The sequence below is a fragment of the Rhizobium ruizarguesonis genome (assembly GCF_017357285.1).
Classification (GTDB): domain Bacteria; phylum Pseudomonadota; class Alphaproteobacteria; order Rhizobiales; family Rhizobiaceae; genus Rhizobium; species Rhizobium ruizarguesonis.
In genome coordinates this window covers 470,830-491,274 of record NZ_CP071681.1, presented here as the reverse complement: position 1 = coordinate 491,274, position 20,445 = coordinate 470,830, and the positions used below count along the sequence as shown (strand labels likewise).

Below are 20,445 nucleotides of genomic sequence, written 5' to 3'. Positions count from 1 at the left end.
ATAGTGCATATTTTGGAAAACATCAAGTTTCCTAAATAGGATTTCACTTGAATTCAGAGGCCGCAGCCCAAGAGACGGCGACCCGTCATCCGGAGAGAGACAATGACCATCAAGAAGCTGCATGCCTTGAACAACAATACCGCCGTCGAAACCACCGCCGAAGCCGCTCCCGCAAGCCTCGACGCCGGCAAGCCGCCGCGCATCACTGAGGTCGCCGCCCCCGTTGCCGAAGAAAAGCCCGCCCGCAGGCGCGGCGGCCGCTCCCTGCTTCTCGGCGCCACTGCGCTCGTGCTGATCGCCGCCGGCGCCTATTACGGCCATGATTACTGGACGGTCGGCCGCTTCCACATCTCGACCGACGATGCCTATGTGAAGGCTGACAGCAGCACCATCGCCCCCAAGGTATCAGGCTATCTCGCCGAGGTGCTTGTCATGGACAACGAGACCGTCAAGGCCGGCCAGCCGCTCGCCCGTATCGACCACCGCGACTTCAAGGCTGCCCTCGATCAGGCCAGGGCCGATGTCGCCGCCGCGGAAGCCACCGTCAACGCCAGGCAGGCTTCGCTCGATATCCAGCAGTCGACTATTACTGCAGCCCGCGCGACCGTCGATGTTGACCGCGCCAACGAGACCTTTGCCGAGCAGAACAACAAGCGTTATTCGAACCTTGCCACCAGCGGCTATGCCCCGGTCCAGACGGCGCAACAGGCCGCCTCGCAGATCGCTGCCGCCCAGGCCACCATTATCCGCGACACCGCCTCACTCGACGCCGCGGTCAAGCAGGTCGACCTGTTGAATGCCGAGCTTGCCCAGGCAAAGGCAGCACTTGCGAATAGCCAGGCCGTTCAGCATCAGGCCGAGCTCAACCTTTCCTATGCGACGATATCAGCTCCTGTTGACGGCACCATCGGCAACCGGACGCTGCGCGTCGGCCAATATGTCCAGGCCGGCACCCAGCTGATGTCGGTCGTACCGACGACGGCTGCCTATGTCATCGCCAACTACAAGGAAACCCAGCTCACCGACGTCAAGGCCGGCCAGCCTGTCGATATCGAGGTCGATATGTTCCCGGGCCGCACCTATCACGGCCATGTCGATAGCCTCGCGCCGGCAAGCGGCCAGGAATTCGCCCTGCTGCCGCCCGACAACGCCACCGGCAATTTCACCAAGGTCGTCCAGCGCATTCCAGTGAAGATCGTGCTCGACGGCGACGCCGCCGAAAACGGCGACCTGCGCCCCGGCATGTCGGTCCAGCCTAGCATCGACACCAAGAACGACCGCAGCTAGGCCGGGGGACGAGGAGTTCGTGTCATGTCCACCATCGCAGCAACAACAATCGCCCTCCCGCAGCCGAAAACCGGCGCCAGCACCAGGGAATGGATCGCCGTTCTCGCCGGCATGATCGGCGCCTTCATGGCGATCCTCAATATCCAGATCACCAATGCCTCCCTGCTCGACATCGAGGGCGGCATCGGAACAGGCGTCGACAACGGCGCCTGGATCTCGACCTCCTACCTGATCGGCGAGATCGTCGTCATTCCGCTGACAGCCTATTTCAGCAGCGTCTTCTCGTTCCGCCGCTATATCCTCGTCAATTCCGTGCTCTTCCCGCTGTTTTCGATTGGTTGTGCCTTCGCCCATGATCTCGGCACGATGATCGTGCTCCGCGGCCTGCAGGGATTTGCAGGCGGCGTGTTGATCCCCATGGCCTTCACCATGGTGCTGACCAAGCTGCCGAAACACCAGCAGCCGCTCGGCCTTGCGGCCTTCGCGCTCTCGGTCACCTTCGCACCGGCGATCGGTCCGACCATCGGCGGTTATCTTACCGAAAATTACGGCTGGCAGACGATCTTCTTCATCAACGCCATCCCGAGCGCCATCATGGCGGTCGCCCTTGCCCTGACGCTCGACAAGCAGCCGATGCAGCTCGGCCTGCTGAGGGAAGGCGACTGGGCCGGGATCATCAGCATGGCGATCGGCCTCTCGGCGCTGCAGACGGTGCTCGAAGAAGGCAACAAGGAGGACTGGTTCTCCTCACCCTTCATCGTCAAGCTCAGCATCCTCGCCTTTGTCTTCCTCGTCGCCTTCATCTGGATCGAGCTGAGGGTGGAAAAGCCGCTGGTCAAGCTGCGCCTGCTCAAGCAGCGCAACTTCGGCATCGGCGTTGCCGTCAACGTGCTGGTCGGCGTCGCCCTCTTTGGCACCGTCTATATCCTGCCGCAATATCTTGGCCAGGTGCAGCGCTACAATGCCGAGCAGATCGGCAACGTGCTGGCCTGGACCGGCCTGCCGCAACTGCTTTTGATCCCGCTCGTCCCGATGATGATGAAGCGCTTCGATGCACGTTACATCGGCTTCCTCGGCATCTCGATCTTTGCGATCAGCTGCTTCATGAACATTACGCTGTCGGCCGATACCGCAGGCGACCAGTTCTGGATTCCGAACATTGTCCGCGCCATCGGCCAGGCCCTGGTGCTGACGCCGATCACCGCCATCACCACCGCCGGCATCGCCCCTTCGGATGCTGCCGCCGCCTCGGGCCTCACCAACATGCTGCGCAATCTCGGCGGCGCCGTCGGCACGGCCACGCTCGGCACGGTGCTGACCAAACGCGAGCAGTTCCACTCGAACATCATCGGCCAGTCGGTGACGCTCGGCCGTGACGAAGTTCGCACCCGTCTCGACCAATTGACCGGCTACTTCCAGCAGCATGGTGTTTCCGATCATGCCGTCGCAGCCCAGAAAGCCGTCGTGGCGCTTGGTCAGGTCGTCAGACGCCAGGCCCTCATCCTCGGCTTTGCCGATACCTTCGCCGTCATCGGCGTGGTTCTTGCCATTGCAGCCGTCGCCCTGCTGCTCACCCAAAAACCGCGGGCCGGCGGTGGCGCCGGCGCTCACTGAAACTAGCGCTCACCGGACTTCCCGGCGAGCGCCTTCTGCTGTCTTTTATTGCGGGATTTCGACCGCGAAGGAAAAGCTCGCCACGGCGCCCGGCGCCAGGATCGTGGTCGATGGCCTCTTCGATAGCTCGCTGGAGCCCCCGGCTTCCGCGGCCGTTCCATGCCAGGGCTCGATGCAGAGGAAGGGCGCTCCGGGCTTGGTCCACAGCGCAAGATTGGGCAGGTTTTCGAAATGGAAGTGCATGGTGGGCCCGCCTTCGGCGCCGTAACTCAAGCCTTCGCCCGCACCACGCGGGAAGATCATTGCATCCTGCTCGAACATCGAATGATCGAGCACCAACCGGCCGGCATCGAATGGCGAGGGTAGGGGCGCGGGATTGATGAGACCACCTCCCAGCCGCACCAGCGCCGGCTCGCCTTCATTGTCGAGCGTGACGATATGGTCGCGGCCGGCCGCACCGGGCAATGGCCATGCGAAGGCCGAATGGAAGCCGAGGCCGAACGGCATCGGCTTCGGGTCGCGATTGGTGACCTCCGCCGTGACAGTCAACGCGCGGCCCTCGACCGCATGCACGACGGCCAGCTGAAATTCGAACGGATAGACCGCTCGCGTCGCATCCGAGGCGACCAATTCGAAGCGGCACATCGTCTCGGAGGAGGCCGCAAGCGCGAATTCGCTGCGGCGGGCAAAACCATGCTGGGACATCGGATAGACCGTGCCGTCGATCGCTATCTTGTCATCAGGCGCCTTGCCGACGATCGGAAACAGGATCGGAGACCGCCCGGTCCAGAAGGCCGCGTCACCGGTCCATAGCCACGAGCGTCCGTCGCTTGACCTGAGCGCCTGCATCTCGGCGCCGAGGGAGGAGACATCGACGGTGAGATCCTGATTCCCGATCCGGATGGAGATTGGCATCGCGTTTCCCTTTCGAATTGGTGCGGCACCAAGCCATACCGTTCCGCACGGGGGATTTCCACCCAATAGAGGGGCGGGACGGCAGCACAGCAGCCGCTGCCCTCGTCATTTCCTGATCGCGCCCAATCTCGCGATCACTTCGTTCGGGATGCCGTAGCGCTGGATGGCGTCGCGGTTGTTCCGCAAGCCGCAGATCTCGCGCTGGATGAAGAACGCCCAGACGGCGTCGGATGCGTCGTTGAGAAGCCTCTCGCGGTCTTCGCCGCTCTGGCGGTCGGCAGTCCAGGCCTTCAGGGCGGCAAGGGCAGTCTCCACCTTCAGCCCGTGACGTCCGAGCGAATCCGCGCGTTCCGACATCAACTCGTATTCGAGGACGTTGAAGCCGTTTCTATCCTGCTCGGATTGTCTGAAGGATTGCGGCGGACGAACGCTCATTGGCACAGGTCTCCGTTGGCGTGAGCCGCGATATTAGCCAATCCTGTTGCAAATTAAAGAAGTGGGCATGATGTCGTTCGAAAACCGCTCACGCCTTTCGGCATCATACTCTTGATCGAGAGGGTGGGAAACAGGGCTATCCCCCGGTTTCCCCGCATGGCATAAGCGCGCCAAAATCTCCTTCTCCAGGCTCCCGCGCAAACCATGATCCGTATCGAAAATATCAGCAAGCAGCTCAGCCACCGCATCCTCTTCATCGAGGCGTCCGCAGCCCTCAATAGAGGCGAGAAGATCGGCCTCGTCGGTCCGAACGGCGCCGGCAAGACGACCGTCTTCCGGATGATCAACGGCGAGGAGCAGCCCGACGAGGGGCAGGTCTCCTGCGAGAAGGGCGTCACCATCGGCTATTTCAACCAGGATGTCGGCGAAATGGCCGGCCACAGCGCCGTCGCCGAGGTGATGAATGGCGCAGGTCCTGTCAGCATCGTTGCCGGCGAATTGCGCGAGCTCGAGGCGGCCATGGCCGATCCCGAACAGGCCGATAACATGGAGGAGATCATCGAGCGCTACGGCGAGGTGCAGGCGCGCTACGAGGAGCTGGACGGTTATGCGCTCGAGGGGCGCGCCCGCGAAGTGCTCGCGGGCCTGAGCTTCAGCCAGGAGATGATGGACGGCGATGTCGGCGCGCTGTCGGGCGGCTGGAAGATGCGCGTGGCGCTCGCCCGCATTCTCCTCATGCGCCCCGACGTCATGCTGCTCGACGAGCCGAGCAACCATCTGGATCTGGAAAGCCTGATCTGGCTGGAGGAATTCCTGAAAGGCTACGAAGGCGCGCTGCTGATGACCTCGCACGACCGCGAGTTCATGAACCGCATCGTCACCAAGATCATCGAAATCGACGGCGGCACGCTGACGGCCTATTCCGGCGACTACGAATTCTACGAGCAGCAGCGGGCGCAGAACGAGAAGCAGCAGCAGGCCCAGTTCGAACGCCAGCAGGCGATGCTCGCCAAGGAAATCAAGTTCATCGAGCGGTTCAAGGCACGCGCCTCGCATGCCTCGCAGGTGCAGAGCCGCGTGAAGAAACTGGAGAAGATCGACCGGGTGGAGCCGCCCAAGCGCCGCCAGATCGTTTCCTTCGAGTTCCAACCGGCGCCGCGCTCCGGCGAGGACGTGGTCAACCTGAAGAACGTCCACAAGAAATACGGCCGCCGCAGCATCTATGAGGGGCTCGACTTCGTCGTGCGGCGGCGGGAGCGCTGGTGCATCATGGGCATCAACGGCGCCGGCAAATCGACGCTGCTGAAGCTGGTGACGGGTTCCACCGCGCCAGACCAGGGCAGCGTTGCGCTCGGCGCCAGCGTCAAGATGGGCTATTTCGCCCAGCACGCCATGGATATTCTCGATGGCGAACGCACCGTCTTCCAGATGCTGGAAGACCAGTTTCCCCAGGCCGGGCAGGGGCCTTTGCGCGCGCTGGCCGGCTGCTTCGGCTTCTCCGGCGACGATGTCGAGAAGCGGTGCCGGGTCCTATCCGGCGGCGAGAAGGCGCGGCTGGTCATGGCGATCATGCTGTTCGACCCGCCGAACCTGCTCGTGCTCGACGAGCCGACGAACCATCTCGACCTCGACACCAAGGAAATGCTGATCAAGGCGCTGTCGCAATATGAGGGCACGATGCTGTTCGTCTCGCATGACCGGCATTTCCTGGCAGCACTCTCCAACCGGGTGCTGGAACTGACGCCCGAGGGTGTCCACCAATATGGCGGCGGCTACACGGAATATGTGGCTCGCACCGGCCACGAGGCGCCCGGCCTCAGGAGCTGACGGCTTTTTTTTGCGGCGGCATGTCGAAACCGTGAGGCTCGAAGCGACCAGCAGAGAGCCGGCCGGCGATATCGACTGAATGGCCGGAGCAACGGAGGAAGAGATGTCCATGCTGTTAGACAGGATCGAGGTTATCACCCTGTTCGTCGATGATATCGACGAGGCCAAAGCCTTCTACCAGAAGGTCTTTGCACCTGCGTCCGTCTATGAGGACGCGGTGTCCTCGGTGCTGAAATTCTCAGGGACGATGGTCAACCTGCTCAGGGCGACGGAAGCGCCGCAACTGGTCGAGCCATCGGCGGTGGCGGCACCGGGTTCCGGCGCGCGCATCCTGCTGACGATCAGGGTCGATGACGTCGATGCGGTCTGTGCGGAGCTGCGCAAACTTGGCGTCACCCTGCTCAATGGTCCCATCGATCGTCCCTGGGGCCGCCGCACCGCGGCCTTCGCCGATCCGTCGGGCCATGTCTGGGAAATCGCGCAAGAACTGCATTAGGCTGTGGTCGCCAAGGACGAAAGTCGGTTATTGCGACCGCCTTGCCACGATGATGACCAAATTCCGTGGTGTTCGGAACCCTCTTCATGCAATCGGGGACGGGCGCATCCGCATGGACTGGATCAATCGCTATATCGATCAGCCGCTACTGCACGGCGCGGCGGGCTTGCTGCGCAGCTGGCACATCCGCACGCGGCAGCCGCCGGAGCTGCTGGAGCCGACATGGAATCTCGTCGTGCTCTCCTTTCTGTTCTTTGCGAGCGGGCAGGTCATGTCGGGCAAGCCTTTCGCACTCAGCGTCGTCGCCCTGATCATGCTGGCGCTGCCTTCCGCGCGAAAACTGCTTTCGGCGGTAAAGGCACGAGGAAGCGCCTATGGCGCCCGGGAATACAAGTCGCTGAGAGCACGTGCCATCGCCAAACGCGAGGCGGAGTGGTCGGTGCGGATCATTGTTCTCTTCGCATCCGCCTGCCTTCCCTTCATCGCCCGTATCGACGATCCGGTGGGAGCCTATTTCTTGCTGGGCGCGAGTGTCTGGTTCGTGCTGACCGGACCGCTCAAGACCTATCTCGATGCCGCCGAGCCTCCCGAGCCGACTGAAGGCGACCGGATGTACAAAGGCGTGTTTCATTTCGGCTGAATAAGCTTATCCGAAGACCGGTGCACCGCCTCAAGGCGGGCAGGGAACCAAACCGGGCCGTCTCCGTTATCTCCGCAGCAAACGCAAAGGAGATCGCGATGCTTTATTACGCTCTGGTATTTCTCGTTGTGGCCTTGATTGCCGGCGTCCTCGGATTTGGCGGCATCGCAGGCGCTTCAGCTTCTATTGCCCAGGTTCTGTTCTTCATTTTCCTGGTGCTGTTCGTCGTATCGCTCGTCATGCGGCTGATGCGAAAAGTATGACGCGGACAGATCGAGCGTTAAAAACCCGGCGAAACACTTCGCCGGGTTTTTCTGTACCGTTGCATTTCATTGACTATTGAAGGTTTCCGTTCCGGTCGTGGTCAGCCGTCGCGAAATCCGCCATCACCCGCTGCATGAACTCGCTTTTGTTGATGCGGCCGTCATGGTTGGCGTCCGTCAGGGTGAATTGCTCGACGGACAGGATCTGCACCGTCTCGCCGGCCTGCAGGTTTCCGTCCTTGTTCTTGTCGAGGCTGACAAAAGCCGTGCCCATGAAGGTTTCGTATTCCGAACGGTCGATCGTCTTGCTGGTATTTGCGTCAAGCCGGTCCATCTGGCCCTGATACATCGATCCGGGCTGTTGCGGCTGCGGTTGCTGCGCCATTGCGCCAACGCATTGGCACAATATGAATGTGGTCACCAAAGCCAAGGTTTTCATCGCGTGATCTCCCTCCCGAATTAGCGGCAAGCCAGCCGGTTGCCGACGTAACCGCCGCCGCCGATGCCGGCGCCGACAGCAAGTACCTGCCCGGTTCCGGCGCCGATCGTGCTGCCGATCAAGCCACCGACAATCGCGCCGCCGACGGTTCCCGCGATGCAGCCGAATTCGGAATTACGATCCGAGACGGCCTGCGACGTCGGCCCGGACTGGCAGGCGGAGACGGCAAGGCATCCCGCCAGTATGATATTTGTCCTGCGTATGCGCATCTTTCCCTCCCGATAAATTGCCCGCTATCTCCAATAGAGATCGGCGGGCGTGCGATTGTCCGGCCCCCGCGAAAATATCGCCTGATTATATTTCTCAAATTCAGACTTAGTTTCTGTTCGAACAGAAGCAGAATTCCGGAAAACAAGCGGAAATTCTGCGGCAATGCCAAGACATCATGCCGTTTCCTCTCCAGTTACAGTGTCGCATGGAGAGTATTTCAAAAATAGTACAGCTATCTATACCGCATGGCAACCTGCGCGATCATCGATTGCCTATGCAAATAGGGGTCCCTGCGATGTGCATGATACCGCTCGTTGAGAGTTGACAGCGATCAGGATCGTGCCTTTCCGGCAACCATCGCTGACAACATCGTGAAATAACCGGATGACGCGAAAAGATGCCTTCGAAATGTCCCAATGGGGGCTGAACCGTAACTGTGTTTGTCGCTAGCGCCCTCCCACGCGCTTTGACAGGCGATGCGTAAATGATGCCGGTTCGGGATCCGTTTTGCGGTTCCGTCCGTTATCTGTTGCCGAATCTGGTGGCGAGTAGCCGGGTATGCTCCCGTCACGATTTGAGAAGGAGAGACTTATGAAGAAAATTGTTGCGACGGCGTTTGCCGCGGTATCGTTGACGCTTGTTGGCGCAGGGGCGGTCAATGCCGCTGACCTCGTCACGAGGACATATGAAGAGCCGGACCTGCGCAATGGCGTGAAAATCGGCTACCTCACCTGCGATATTGGTGGCGGCACGGGTTATGTGCTTGGTTCATCCAAGGAAGCTGATTGCATCTTTCAGTCGACCGTCGGCAACGAACTTTCGGATCGTTATACCGGCGAAGTGAGAAAACTTGGCATCGACCTCGGCTTCACCACGCGCAGCCGCTTGATCTGGGCGGTGTTTGCGCCGACGGCCGGCTATCACCGCGGATCGCTCGCCGGCCTCTATGTCGGCGCCACAGCCGAAGCGACGCTCGGCGCCGGTGTCGGCGCCAATCTCCTGATTGGCGGCACCTCCGGTTCGATCCATCTGCAGACGGTCAGCCTCACCGGTCAGCTCGGCCTCAACGTTGCGGCCGGCAGTGCCTCGATGACGCTGACGGCAGCGAATTGATATGCCTTTTTGGCGCCTCCTGCCGCATGGCGGCAAGGGGGCGCCACCTCTTCTGAGGAGCGATTTCGCGCCCTCGCACGCCCAAGCCGGATCACGACATCATGGATATTCGAATAGCAACGCCCGACGAGGACGAGGTCTTGGTGGGGCACTATCTGAAGATCTGGGACAGCTACGGCACACCACCGCAACACTACAGGCCAGATGCAGCGGCACGGATCTTGTCGTTCATCAGAAGCGGTCGCGATGAGCGCCGGCTGACCTCGTTCCTTGCCATCGTCGACGGTGACATTGCCGGCTCCGCATCCTGCCAGTTGCACCAATCGCCATTTCCGGAGGTCATCCGGCCGGAACAGCGGCTGCACGGTTACATATGGTCCGTCTATGTCGGAGGCGCTTTCCGCCGGCGCGGCATCGCACTGGCGCTGACCAACAAGGCTGTCGACTATCTGAAGTCGATTGGCTGCACCACCGTCGTCATTCATGCCTCGGATCCAGGCGAACCCGTCTATCGGGCCGCTGGTTTCGAACTGGCGAAGGAAATGCGCCTGAAGATTTCGGAGGGGTAGCGACCAGCGATGGCCGAAGCCGCCGCTGGGCTTTTGGCCTACGCTTTCACCCTACCGGGTGCGACAAAGGCGGCAATCGTTGTCTCGTCATGGCCGGCCTCGCGCAGAAAGCGGCTGGCGAATTCGATGGCAGGGCTTCTAAGCGCATCGTCCGGTCTAATCAGGTGAAAGGCCACATGGTAATCGAGCGTCCGCTCCGAGACAGTGACGACGCGCCCGGCCGCCAGCGCGGCATCCGACAGCGGCGGGCGCGCGAGCGCGATGCCGAGCCCCTGCGCACAGGCATCGATCACCAAATTATAGTCCTCGAAGCGCCGGTCGTGGCCGCGCGGCGTATAGTCGACACCCTCACGGGAGAGCCAGCGGCGCCAGCCTTCAATATTCGAATCATGCAGGATTGGCATCTCGAGCAGCGAAAGGGCATCGGAGCGCTGCCCGAGCCGGTCCGCCAGCATCGGGGCGGCGATCGGAAACGATTTCTCCTGCCAGAGCGGCAGGGCACGCACGCCGGCCCACGGCCCCTTGCCGCAACGAATGGCGAGATCCGTGCCTTCGCCGAAATCCGCCAGCCGGTGTTCGAGCGTCAGCTCGACATGCAGCTCGTTTCCTTCGAGCTTCGGCAGGCGCTGAAACAGCCATAGAGAGGCGACGGAGGGCGTCACCGAAAGGCGCACCACCACCTTGTTACGACGAGGCAGCCAGCGCTCGCCGCTATTGCCGAGGAGCGCAAGTGCCTCCTCCGCCCGCGCGAAAAACCGCATACCTTCCGGCGTCAGGCGCACGCCCCGGGCTTCGCGCGCAAACAGGCGCACACCCATCCAGCGCTCCAGGCGCGAGACCTGCCGAGATACCGCGCCATGGGTGATGCCGCTTTCCTCCGCCGCGGCCGAAAACGATCCGAGCCGGGCGGCACGGGCAAAGGTCTCGAGCGTATCGAGCGGCGGAAGCACTGGCGAGCTGTGAACCATACGCACATTTGATCATCGATTGCGATGCTTTTCAAGCACGCATGGAAGGCCTAATCCACTGTCGCAGGAACATATGGAGGCGAAAATGAGCATGGCAGCAAGCGCACCGATTTCGACGAAACAGCAAGGCGGGTTTGATCTGGTGGCCTTTGCGGCGATCCTCGTCACCATCCTCTTCTGGGGGTCCTCCTTCGTGGTGATCCGTATCTGCCTCGGACCGCTGACGCCGATCGAACTGGCGACGGCCCGCTATGTGGCAGCCGGCGTCATCGCCCTCGTCTATCTCGTTATCTACCGGCCGATGCCGGAAAAACGCGATTTCGTCCGCCTCTCCGTTGCTGCCGTGCTTTTCATTGCCGCCTATGCGGTTCTGCTGAACACTGGCGAGCAGACCGTTGCGGCGGGACCGGCGAGCTTCATCATCAACACCATGCCCGTCTTCACCGCCCTCATTGCCACATTCGCACTCGGCGAGCGCTTCGGCCGCTGGGGCTGGGCCGGCACCGCGGTTTCCTTCGGCGGCGTGGCGCTGATTGCGGTCGCCTCCGACGGCGGTTTCAAGCTCGATCCAAATGCCGTCCTCATCCTTGGCGCAGCGCTTTGCTCAGCGATCGCCAGCGTGTTGCAGAAGCCGCTGCTCGGGCGGCTGCCGGCGCTTGCCGTCACTGCCTGGATCCTGCTGATCGGTTCCGTGCCGCTGTTTCCAGCCGTTCCGGCGACGATCCAGGCGCTGGCCGCCGCACCGGCGGAAGTGAACTGGGGCGTTGCCTATCTGGTCATCTTCCCGACCGCGATCGGCTACCTCACCTGGGCGATCGCCCTGAAGCGGCTGACGGCCGCCCGCGCCTCGAATTTCCTCTACGGCGTTCCGCCGGTCGCCACGCTGATCGGGTTCGTCTGGCTGGGCGAAACACCGACCGTGCTCGGCGCAATCGGCGGCGTCATGGCAATCTTCGGCGTGCTGGTCGTCAACGTCATGCGGAAGCGGTAGCGTCAAATTCGGGCGGTGAAGGCGGATTGATAACAGTTAGGCATTGCGCCGCCGTTCGCTTTCTTTAAAACGAAAGCAGATCGAAAGGCGCACGCTCATGTTTTTGACCGACCGGCAAACCGAAATCGTGGCGATTGCGAAATCGAGCGGCAGGGTTCTGGTCGAGGAGCTCGCCTCCCGCTTTTCGGTGACGCCGCAGACGATCCGCAAGGACCTGAACGATCTCTGCGATGCGCAGGTGCTGACACGCATCCATGGCGGCGCCACATTTCCGAGCGGAACGGAGAATGTCAAATACGAAGCGCGGCGACAGATCGCCGCTTCCGAGAAACAGGCGATCGGCATTGCGACGGTCGAACTGATCCCGAGTGGTGCCTCGCTCTTCATCAATATCGGAACGACGACAGAGGCGGTGGGGGAGGCGCTCGCCAACCATCACGAGCTAATGGTAATTACCAATAATATCAACGTTGCCAATAGATTACGTCTTTTTCCGGCAATCGAGGTGGTGATTGCCGGCGGGGTCGTTCGCGGTTCGGACGGCGGGATCGTCGGTGAGGCGGCCGTCGATTTCATCCGCCAGTTCAAGGTCGACTATGCCGTGATCGGCGCGTCGGCGATCGATATTGACGGCGCGCTTCTCGACTACGATTTTCGCGAAGTGAAGGTTGCTCAAGCGATCATCGCCAATGCCCGACATGTCATTCTCGTTGCCGATTCGACGAAGTTTGAACGCACCGCACCAGTCAGGATCGGCCAGCTTTCCCAGGTTCATACCTTCATCACTGATCACTGTCCGGTGCCGTCGATCCGCAATCTCTGCCTCGAAAACAATGTGAAACTAATCGAAACCAACGGCAGATTTCGCTAGGCAGCCACCTCCACCAAACATTCGTTTGACATTCGGATCTCTTTCGTTTTAACTGATGTTACTTTCGCAATTGCGCAAATTTTGTGCGATGCGAAATCGACAGCGGGCTCGGAGGGGGAATTGGGCCGAAATATTCACGACATATTCGTCATCGGCGGCGGCATCAACGGTTGCGGTATTGCACGCGATGCCGTTGGGCGTGGCTATTCGGTGGCGCTGGCGGAGATGAACGATTTCGCCTCGGGCACCTCGTCGGGCGCCACCAAGCTGATCCATGGCGGCCTGCGTTACCTCGAGCATTACGAGTTCCGCCTGGTGCGTGAATCGTTGATGGAACGCGAGATCCTCTGGGCGATGGCGCCGCACATCATCTGGCCGCTGCGTTTCGTGCTGCCCTACCACAAGGGCGGCATCCGTCCGGCCTGGCTGATCCGGCTCGGCCTCTTCCTTTACGATCATCTCGGCGGTCGCAAGCTGCTGCCGCCGACGTCCGTGCTCGACATGCGCCGCGATCCGGCCGGCAAGCCGCTGAAGGCGCTGTTTGCCAAGGCCTTCGAATATTCCGACGGCTGGGTCGACGATGCCCGCATGGTGGTGCTGAACGCCCGCGACGCCGCCGACAAAGGGGCAACGATCATGCCGCGCACCAAGGTGGTGTCGGCAAGGCGCGAGAACGGCCTGTGGCATATCGAGACCACCGATACCCTCACCGGCCGCAATGACAGCCATCAGGCGCGCATGCTGGTCAATGCCGCCGGTCCCTGGGTCGATCATGTCATCCGTTCCGCCTTCGGCCAGAACGAAGCCCACCATGTCCGCCTCGTCCAGGGCAGCCACATCGTCGTGAAGAAGAAGTTCGACGATGTGAGAGCCTATTTCTTCCAAAATCCCGACAACCGCATCATCTTCGCCATCCCCTACGAGGGCGACTTCACCCTGATCGGCACCACGGATCGCGACTACACCGCCGATCCCAAGGATGTCAGGATTTCGGAGGAGGAGACGGTCTATCTCTGCAATGCGGCGTCGGAATATTTCAAGGAGCCCGTCAGGCCGGAGGATATCGTCTGGACCTATTCAGCCGTCAGGCCGCTCTATGACGACGGCGCCTCGAAGGCGCAGGAGGCGACGCGCGACTATGTGCTGAAGCTGGAAGGCGAAGGTGCCGCGCCGCTGCTCAACGTCTTCGGCGGCAAGCTCACCACCTATCGCCGGCTTTCCGAACATGCGCTGGAGAAGATCGGTGCCGCAATCGGCGTCAAGGGCGCTCCGTGGACGGCCAAAAGCCATCTGCCGGGCGGCGACTTCCCGGTCCGCGGTTACGAGACACAGGTTGACAAGCTGAAGCGGCGTTATTCGTTCCTCGCCGATCGGCATGCCCGCCGGCTGGTGCGGCGCTACGGCACCAAGGCGGAGCTGCTGCTTGGCGATGCCGGCGGTATCGACGATCTCGGACGGCTCTTCGGTGGCGATCTCTATGAGGCAGAGGTCACCTATCTCGTCGAACATGAATGGGCCCGGCACGCCGAAGACGTGCTGTGGAGGAGAACAAAGGATGGTCTGCGCCTTTCGAAGGAGCAGGCCCAGTCACTGGAGGAGTACATGGCTGCCATGCCGGCGATGGCCGGGTAGGAGCCATGTGGTCCCCGCTGCGTGGAGGCACGGGAACAGGAATGCTGGAACTGCGAAACGCCGCCAAGATGGTGGGCGCGGACTATCATATCTATCCGACCGATCTGGTTCTCGAGCGGGGCACGCTGAACGTCCTGCTCGGGCCGACGCTCGCGGGTAAAACGTCGCTGATGCGGCTGATGGCGGGGCTTGACCGTCCCACAGGCGGCTCGATCCATTTCGACGGCGCCGATGTTACCGGCATGCCGGTGCAGAAGCGCAATGTCGCCATGGTCTACCAACAGTTCATCAATTATCCGGCATTGACGGTCTACGAGAATATTGCCTCGCCGCTGCGGATTGCCGGCAAGGATGCCAAGATCATCGATCTGGAGGTACGCAAGGCTGCCGAACTTCTGAAACTCGGGCCTTATCTCGATCGCACGCCGCTCAACCTCTCGGGCGGCCAGCAGCAGCGCACGGCGCTTGCCCGTGCACTCGTGAAGAATGCGAGCCTTGTTTTGATGGACGAGCCGCTCGCCAATCTCGATTACAAACTGCGCGAGGAACTGCGGCAGGAATTGCCGCGCATTTTCGCCCTGTCCGGCGCGATCTTCGTTTATGCCACGACGGAACCCTCCGAAGCCTTGTTGCTGGGCGGCAATACGGCAGCGCTCAGCGAGGGCCGGATCACCCAGTTTGGCCCGACGGTCGAGGTCTATCGCCATCCGCTCGATCTGACGACGGCGAAAACCTTTGCCGATCCACCGCTGAATTTTATTGATCTCATCAAATCGGCAGGCAATTTCCTGCGCGACGGCGCTGTGATTTTTGCCGTGCCGCGGCATCTTCAGAACGTGCCAGACGGGCCGGCAACGATCGCGTTTCACCCCCATCATCTTGCACCAACCGCCCAGACGGCTGATTCGGCGCGGCTGACAGCACGGACACAGATTTCGGAGATCACCGGGTCGGAAAGTTTCGTGCATCTGCAATTTGCCGACACCCGCTGGGTGATGCTTGCGCACGGCATCCACAATGTCGACCCGGACACGGATCTCTCCGTTTTCATCGATACGCGCCACCTGATGGCGTTCGGCGCGGACGGCCGGGCGATCACCACTGCCAGGCAGGGGGGCTAGGAGAAGATCATGGCACGTATCACCCTCGATCATATTCGACATGCCTATGGGCCGAACCCGAAGAGCGAGAAGGACTACGCTCTCAAGGAAGTGCACCACGAGTGGAACGATGGCGGTGCCTATGCGCTGCTCGGACCTTCAGGCTGCGGAAAAACCTCGCTGCTCAATATCATTTCCGGCCTTATTCAGCCCTCCGAAGGGCGAATTCTCTTCGACGGACAGGATGTTACGAACCTGCCGACGCAGCAGCGAAATATTGCGCAGGTATTCCAGTTTCCGGTCATCTACGACACGATGACCGTCTATGACAATCTGGCTTTCCCATTGCGCAACCGCGGAGTCGCGGAGCCTGATGTTGATCGTCGTGTCCGCGAAATATTGGAGATGATTGATCTTGCAGACTGGGCCAAGCGTCGCGCGCGCGGTTTGACGGCGGACCAAAAGCAGAAGATTTCGCTCGGCCGCGGCCTCGTGCGCTCGGATGTGAACGCGATTCTCTTCGACGAGCCGCTCACTGTTATCGATCCGCATATGAAATGGGTGCTGCGATCGCAGCTGAAGCGGCTGCATAAGCAGTTCGGTTTTACCATGGTCTATGTCACGCATGACCAGACGGAGGCGCTGACCTTCGCCGACAAAGTCGTGGTGATGTACGATGGCGAGATCGTGCAGATCGGCACGCCGGCCGAGCTCTTCGAGCGTCCGAGCCATACCTTCGTCGGCTACTTCATCGGTTCTCCGGGCATGAACTTCATGCCAGCCAAGGTGGAAGGCCGCACGGTTCGGGTCGGCGAGCATGCGCTGACGCTCGACTATGCGCCAAAGACTTCGGCAGCGGCCAAGGTAGAGCTTGGAATCCGGCCCGAGTTTGTTCGGATCGGCCGCGAGGGCATGCCTGTGACCGTCAGCAAGGTGGAAGATATCGGCCGGCAGAAGATCGTCCGCGCGCAGTTTGCCGGCCAGCCGATCGCGATCGTCGTCCCTGAGGACGAGGACATTCCGGCTGATCCTCGGGTGACCTTCGAGCCATCGGGTATCAGTATCTATGCCGACTCTTGGCGCGCCGGACCGGAGGCTTGATGATGGAAAAAACCTGGAACAACAAAGCGTGGTTTCTGGTCCTGCCGGTCCTCGTGCTGGTGGCATTCTCGGCCGTCATTCCCTTGATGACGGTTGTGAACTATTCCGTTCAGGACACTTTCGGAAACAACCAGTTCTTCTGGAACGGAACTGACTGGTTTACCGAAATCCTGCATTCCGACCGATTCTGGGCCGCCCTACAGCGAAACCTGATTTTTTCGTTGATCATTCTCGCTCTTGAGATCCCGCTCGGTATCTTCATTGCGCTCAACATGCCGAAATCGGGCATCGGCGTGCCGGTGTGCCTGGTTCTGATGGCGCTACCACTGCTGATCCCGTGGAACGTTGTCGGCACGATCTGGCAGGTGTTCGGCCGCAACGACATTGGTTTGTTTGGCTATTACATCAATGCCATCGGCATCGATTACAACTATGTGCAGGATCCGTTCGACGCCTGGGTGACGATCATCATCATGGATGTCTGGCACTGGACGAGTCTGGTCGTCTTGCTCTGCTATGCAGGCCTCGTTTCCATTCCGGATGCTTTCTATCAGGCAGCCAAGATCGACGGTGCCTCTCGTTGGGCTGTGTTCCGCTATATCCAGCTGCCAAAGATGAAGCGCGTTCTTCTGATCGCCGTGCTGCTGCGTTTCATGGATAGTTTCATGATCTACACCGAGCCTTTTGTCGTCACTGGTGGCGGTCCCGGCAACGCGACCACTTTCCTGTCGATCGATCTGGTCAAGACCGCCCTCGGACAGTTTGACCTCGGTCCGGCCGCTGCCATGTCGCTGGTCTATTTCCTGATCATCCTGCTGCTTTCGTGGGTGTTCTACACCGTCATGACAAGCCACGACGCGGAGAATTGAAATGAGCACCTCCAACGAAACGACAGCGAGCCGAAAAATCTCTGGCGTTACCAGTGTCGCAAGCGGTCTCTCCTCCGATGAAGTCAGCCGTCTGATGCGCAGGCGCGGCGAGGAATCACGCTGGTGGTGGGTGGTTCCGACGATCTATATCATTGTGCTCCTGCTGCCGATCTATTGGCTCGTCAACATGAGCTTCAAGACCAACGCGGAAATCGTCAATTCTCTGACGCTTTATCCTCATAGTCCGACGATCGCCAATTACGTGACGATCTTCACGGAGAAGGCCTGGTATTCCGGATACATCAATTCAATCACCTATGTCGTGATCAACATGGTGATCTCGGTGGCAGCCGCGCTGCCGGCGGCCTATGCCTTCTCCCGTTATCGGTTCCTTGGTGACAAGCATCTTTTCTTCTGGTTGCTGACGAACCGGATGGCGCCGCCGGCGGTCTTTGCCCTGCCGTTCTTCCAGCTCTACTCAGCCTTTGGACTGATCGATACGCACATCGCCGTGGCATTGGCGCATTGCCTCTTCAACGTGCCGCTTGCGGTCTGGATCCTTGAAGGCTTCATGTCCGGCGTGCCGAAGGAAATCGACGAAACGGCCTATATCGATGGCTATTCGTTCCCGCGCTTTTTCCTGAAGATCTTCACGCCGCTGATTGCGAGCGGCATAGGTGTCGCCTGCTTCTTCTGCTTCATGTTCTCTTGGGTCGAGTTGCTGATCGCACGAACGCTGACGACGACCGACGCGAAGCCGATCGCTGCCACCATGACCCGTACCGTCTCTGCATCCGGCATGGATTGGGGCCTGCTCGCCGCCGCCGGTGTTCTGACCTTGATCCCAGGGGCGCTGGTGATCTGGTTTGTGCGCAATTACATCGCCAAGGGCTTCGCCCTGGGGAGGGTTTGATGAGCTTTTCGCTTCCCGATTTTTCATGGATGGCATGGACCTGGCCGACGGCCACTTTCTTCGTCGTCATCGCATTGCTGCTGATCGGCATGGGGGTCTGGGAATACGCCGCTCCGGGCGGCAATCCCCGGATCGGAATCCTGCGCTTCGAGACGACGCGCGGCGACCGGCTTTTCCTTTCGCTGCTCGGCAGCGCCTTTATCCATCTTGCCTGGCTTGGTCTCGCTGGATCAAGCCTCTGGTGGGCTCTCGCTCTCTCCGTTGTCTACGCCGTTGGCGTATTCCGTTACGTGTGAGGCAAACTGATGCAGATGGCCAGGGTTTTTCTGGCCGCCTGAGACGTGAAGACTGCAATCGCAAAACCCTGGGAGGATATCATGCGAAGGCATTTATTGACGACGACAGCAGCCGTGCTGCTGGCCATGACCGGGTCGGCCTATGCCGGCATGGACGAGGCAAAGACTTTTCTGGATAAAGAGATCGGCGACGTGTCGACGCTCTCTCGCGCCGACCAGGAAAAGGAAATGCAATGGTTCATCGATGCTGCGAAGCCTTTCCAGGGGATGGACATCAAGGTTGTTTCGGAAACCTTGACCACCCACAAGTATGAGTCCGAGGTTCTGGCTCCGGCCTTTACTGCGATTACCGGGATAAAGGTCACGCACGACGTCATTCAAGAGGGTGACGTTGTCGAGAAGATCCAGACGCAGATGCAGACCGGGCAGAACCTGTATGACGGCTGGGTCAACGACTCCGACTTGATCGGCACCCACTGGCGCTATCAGCAGGTGCGCAACCTGACCGACTGGATGGCCGGCGAAGGCAAGGACGTTACCAACCCCGGCCTCGATATCGACGACTTCATCGGCACCAAGTTCACGACAGCGCCGGACAAGAAGCTCTACCAGCTTCCCGACCAGCAGTTCGCCAACCTCTACTGGTTCCGTTACGACTGGTTCAACGACGAGAAGAACAAGGCCGATTTCAAGGCGAAATACGGCTACGATCTCGGCGTTCCGGTCAACTGGTCGGCCTATGAGGACATTGCCGAATTCTTTACCGGCCGTGACGTCAACGGCAAGAAGGTCTTCGGCCATATGGATTACGGCAAGAAGGACCCGTCGCTCGGCTGGCGCTTCACCGACGCCTGGCTGTCGATGGCCGGCAATGGTGACAAGGGTCTGCCGAACGGTCTTCCAGTCGACGAATGGGGCATCAAGGTCGACGAGAATTCGCGTCCCGTCGGTTCGTGCGTCGCGCGTGGCGGCGATACCAACGGCCCTGCATCGGTCTATTCGATCCAGAAGTATCTCGATTGGTTGAAGGCGTACGCACCGCCGGAAGCTCAGGGCATGACCTTCTCGGAATCCGGTCCGGTGCCGGCGCAGGGTAACGTCGCGCAGCAGATCTTCTGGTACACGGCGTTCACCGCAGACATGGTCAAGCCTGGCCTGCCTGTCATGAATGAGGACGGTACGCCGAAATGGCGTATGGCACCGAGCCCGCATGGCGTTTACTGGAAAGACGGCATGAAGCTTGGCTATCAGGACGTCGGTTCCTGGACGCTGATGAAATCGACCCCGACGGACCGTGCAAAAGCCGCGTGGCTCTATGCACAGTTCGTGACCTCGAAGACGATTGACGTGAAGAAGAGCCAGCTCGGTCTCACCTTCATCCGCGAATCCACCATTCGCGACAAGAGCTTTACGGAGCGCGCTCCGAAGCTCGGCGGTCTGATCGAGTTCTATCGTTCGCCTGCGCGTGTTCAGTGGTCGCCAACCGGCACCAACGTCCCCGACTATCCGAAGCTGGCTCAGCTTTGGTGGCAGGCTATCGGTGACGCCGCTGCCGGCGCCAAGACGCCGCAGGAAGCCATGGATTCTCTTTGCGGCGAGCAGGAGAAGGTCATGGGACGTATCGAGAAATCGGGCGTCCAGGGCGATATCGGCCCGAAACTCGCTGAAGAGCAAGACCTCGCTTATTGGAACGCGGATGCGGTGAAGAAGGGCAACCTTGCACCGCAGCTGAAGATCGAGAACGAGAAGGAAAAGCCGGTCACGGTCAACTACGACGAACTCGTCAAGAGCTGGCAGTCGAAGTAAGGCGGACCCGGCCGGAAGCGACGGGGCTTC

At 60.5% G+C, this 20,445-nt stretch carries 22 protein-coding genes; 17 read left to right on the top strand and 5 right to left on the bottom strand.

All coding sequences use genetic code 11. The features are described 5' to 3' along the window. The first annotated feature begins 102 nt into the window (after window positions 1–102). Window positions 103–1,287: an HlyD family secretion protein gene (locus J3P73_RS33350; RefSeq protein ID WP_130774250.1), complete on the top strand. Its 1,185-nt coding sequence runs from the start codon at window positions 103–105 to the stop codon at window positions 1,285–1,287. 24 nt (window positions 1,288–1,311) lie between these two features. Continuing rightward, a complete protein-coding gene (locus tag J3P73_RS33345) occupies window positions 1,312–2,901 on the top strand; it encodes a DHA2 family efflux MFS transporter permease subunit (RefSeq protein ID WP_024320220.1) in 1,590 nt (529 codons plus the stop codon). Window positions 2,902–2,946: 45 nt separating this feature from the next. On the opposite strand, the gene J3P73_RS33340 is transcribed toward J3P73_RS33345, so the two are convergent. Together J3P73_RS33340 and J3P73_RS33335 are read right to left on the bottom strand one after the other, a co-directional pair. Beyond that, complete coding sequence (locus J3P73_RS33340; RefSeq protein WP_024320219.1) at window positions 2,947–3,816, bottom strand: aldose 1-epimerase family protein; 870 nt, start codon at window positions 3,814–3,816, stop codon at window positions 2,947–2,949. 105 nt (window positions 3,817–3,921) lie between these two features. Next, the gene (locus tag J3P73_RS33335) at window positions 3,922–4,251 is read right to left on the bottom strand and encodes a DUF6665 family protein (RefSeq protein WP_029767499.1); all 330 of its coding nucleotides are present in this window, start codon (window positions 4,249–4,251) and stop codon (window positions 3,922–3,924) included. A 204-nt stretch (window positions 4,252–4,455) separates the two neighbouring features. Here J3P73_RS33335 and J3P73_RS33330 point away from each other — a divergent pair, with 204 nt between their 5' ends. From J3P73_RS33330 to J3P73_RS33315, 4 genes are all read left to right on the top strand, one after another. After that, entirely contained in the window at window positions 4,456–6,078 is a 1,623-nt protein-coding gene (locus tag J3P73_RS33330; protein ID WP_018070779.1) for an ABC-F family ATP-binding cassette domain-containing protein, read from the top strand. A gap of 103 nt (window positions 6,079–6,181) precedes the next feature. Continuing rightward, the gene (locus tag J3P73_RS33325) at window positions 6,182–6,574 is read left to right on the top strand and encodes a VOC family protein (protein WP_018484069.1); all 393 of its coding nucleotides are present in this window, start codon (window positions 6,182–6,184) and stop codon (window positions 6,572–6,574) included. Between the two features lie 49 nt (window positions 6,575–6,623). Beyond that, window positions 6,624–7,214 carry a hypothetical protein gene (locus J3P73_RS33320; RefSeq protein ID WP_020397458.1) on the top strand — a complete coding sequence of 197 codons (591 nt, stop codon included), beginning with the start codon at window positions 6,624–6,626 and terminating at the stop codon, window positions 7,212–7,214. A 98-nt stretch (window positions 7,215–7,312) separates the two neighbouring features. After that, entirely contained in the window at window positions 7,313–7,477 is a 165-nt protein-coding gene (locus J3P73_RS33315; protein WP_003549551.1) for a DUF1328 domain-containing protein, read from the top strand. Between the two features lie 73 nt (window positions 7,478–7,550). Here J3P73_RS33315 and J3P73_RS33310 read toward each other — a convergent pair whose 3' ends face one another. Both J3P73_RS33310 and J3P73_RS33305 read right to left on the bottom strand, forming a co-directional pair. Continuing rightward, window positions 7,551–7,916 carry an EF-hand domain-containing protein gene (locus tag J3P73_RS33310; RefSeq protein ID WP_027688721.1) on the bottom strand — a complete coding sequence of 122 codons (366 nt, stop codon included), beginning with the start codon at window positions 7,914–7,916 and terminating at the stop codon, window positions 7,551–7,553. Between the two features lie 20 nt (window positions 7,917–7,936). Continuing rightward, entirely contained in the window at window positions 7,937–8,185 is a 249-nt protein-coding gene (locus tag J3P73_RS33305) for a glycine zipper 2TM domain-containing protein (protein ID WP_003552191.1), read from the bottom strand. 592 nt (window positions 8,186–8,777) lie between these two features. Here J3P73_RS33305 and J3P73_RS33300 point away from each other — a divergent pair. Then, the gene (locus J3P73_RS33300; RefSeq protein ID WP_018070784.1) at window positions 8,778–9,299 is read left to right on the top strand and encodes a DUF992 domain-containing protein; all 522 of its coding nucleotides are present in this window, start codon (window positions 8,778–8,780) and stop codon (window positions 9,297–9,299) included. Window positions 9,300–9,400: 101 nt separating this feature from the next. Continuing rightward, window positions 9,401–9,868 carry a GNAT family N-acetyltransferase gene (locus J3P73_RS33295; RefSeq protein WP_075223722.1) on the top strand — a complete coding sequence of 156 codons (468 nt, stop codon included), beginning with the start codon at window positions 9,401–9,403 and terminating at the stop codon, window positions 9,866–9,868. Between the two features lie 38 nt (window positions 9,869–9,906). Here the strand turns inward: J3P73_RS33295 and J3P73_RS33290 are convergent, their stop codons facing one another. Beyond that, complete coding sequence (locus tag J3P73_RS33290) at window positions 9,907–10,836, bottom strand: LysR family transcriptional regulator (RefSeq protein ID WP_018070786.1); 930 nt, start codon at window positions 10,834–10,836, stop codon at window positions 9,907–9,909. A gap of 73 nt (window positions 10,837–10,909) precedes the next feature. Here J3P73_RS33290 and J3P73_RS33285 point away from each other — a divergent pair, with 73 nt between their 5' ends. The 9 genes from J3P73_RS33285 (at window position 10,910) to J3P73_RS33245 (ending at window position 20,415) form a co-directional block, all read left to right on the top strand. After that, window positions 10,910–11,827 (top strand): DMT family transporter, encoded by a 918-nt coding sequence (locus J3P73_RS33285; RefSeq protein WP_130689096.1) that lies wholly within the window; start codon window positions 10,910–10,912, stop codon window positions 11,825–11,827. Window positions 11,828–11,924: 97 nt separating this feature from the next. Then, a complete protein-coding gene (locus J3P73_RS33280; protein ID WP_018070788.1) occupies window positions 11,925–12,698 on the top strand; it encodes a DeoR/GlpR family DNA-binding transcription regulator in 774 nt (257 codons plus the stop codon). Between the two features lie 120 nt (window positions 12,699–12,818). Beyond that, entirely contained in the window at window positions 12,819–14,330 is a 1,512-nt protein-coding gene (gene glpD, locus J3P73_RS33275; RefSeq protein ID WP_024320212.1) for a glycerol-3-phosphate dehydrogenase, read from the top strand. Window positions 14,331–14,371: 41 nt separating this feature from the next. Continuing rightward, a complete protein-coding gene (locus J3P73_RS33270; RefSeq protein ID WP_018070790.1) occupies window positions 14,372–15,451 on the top strand; it encodes an ABC transporter ATP-binding protein in 1,080 nt (359 codons plus the stop codon). A gap of 9 nt (window positions 15,452–15,460) precedes the next feature. Next, the gene (locus tag J3P73_RS33265; protein WP_018070791.1) at window positions 15,461–16,531 is read left to right on the top strand and encodes an ABC transporter ATP-binding protein; all 1,071 of its coding nucleotides are present in this window, start codon (window positions 15,461–15,463) and stop codon (window positions 16,529–16,531) included. A gap of 2 nt (window positions 16,532–16,533) precedes the next feature. Beyond that, on the top strand, window positions 16,534–17,400 hold the full coding sequence (locus J3P73_RS33260; RefSeq protein ID WP_012759894.1) for a carbohydrate ABC transporter permease: 867 nt from the start codon (window positions 16,534–16,536) through the stop codon (window positions 17,398–17,400). Between the two features lies 1 nt (window position 17,401). Continuing rightward, on the top strand, window positions 17,402–18,313 hold the full coding sequence (locus J3P73_RS33255) for a carbohydrate ABC transporter permease (protein ID WP_027688728.1): 912 nt from the start codon (window positions 17,402–17,404) through the stop codon (window positions 18,311–18,313). Then, entirely contained in the window at window positions 18,313–18,609 is a 297-nt protein-coding gene (locus tag J3P73_RS33250) for a DUF2160 domain-containing protein (RefSeq protein WP_003552210.1), read from the top strand. Before J3P73_RS33255 ends, J3P73_RS33250 begins: the two co-directional genes overlap by 1 nt. An 81-nt stretch (window positions 18,610–18,690) precedes the next feature. Continuing rightward, a complete protein-coding gene (locus J3P73_RS33245) occupies window positions 18,691–20,415 on the top strand; it encodes an ABC transporter substrate-binding protein (RefSeq protein WP_012759892.1) in 1,725 nt (574 codons plus the stop codon). Window positions 20,416–20,445: the final 30 nt, after the last annotated feature.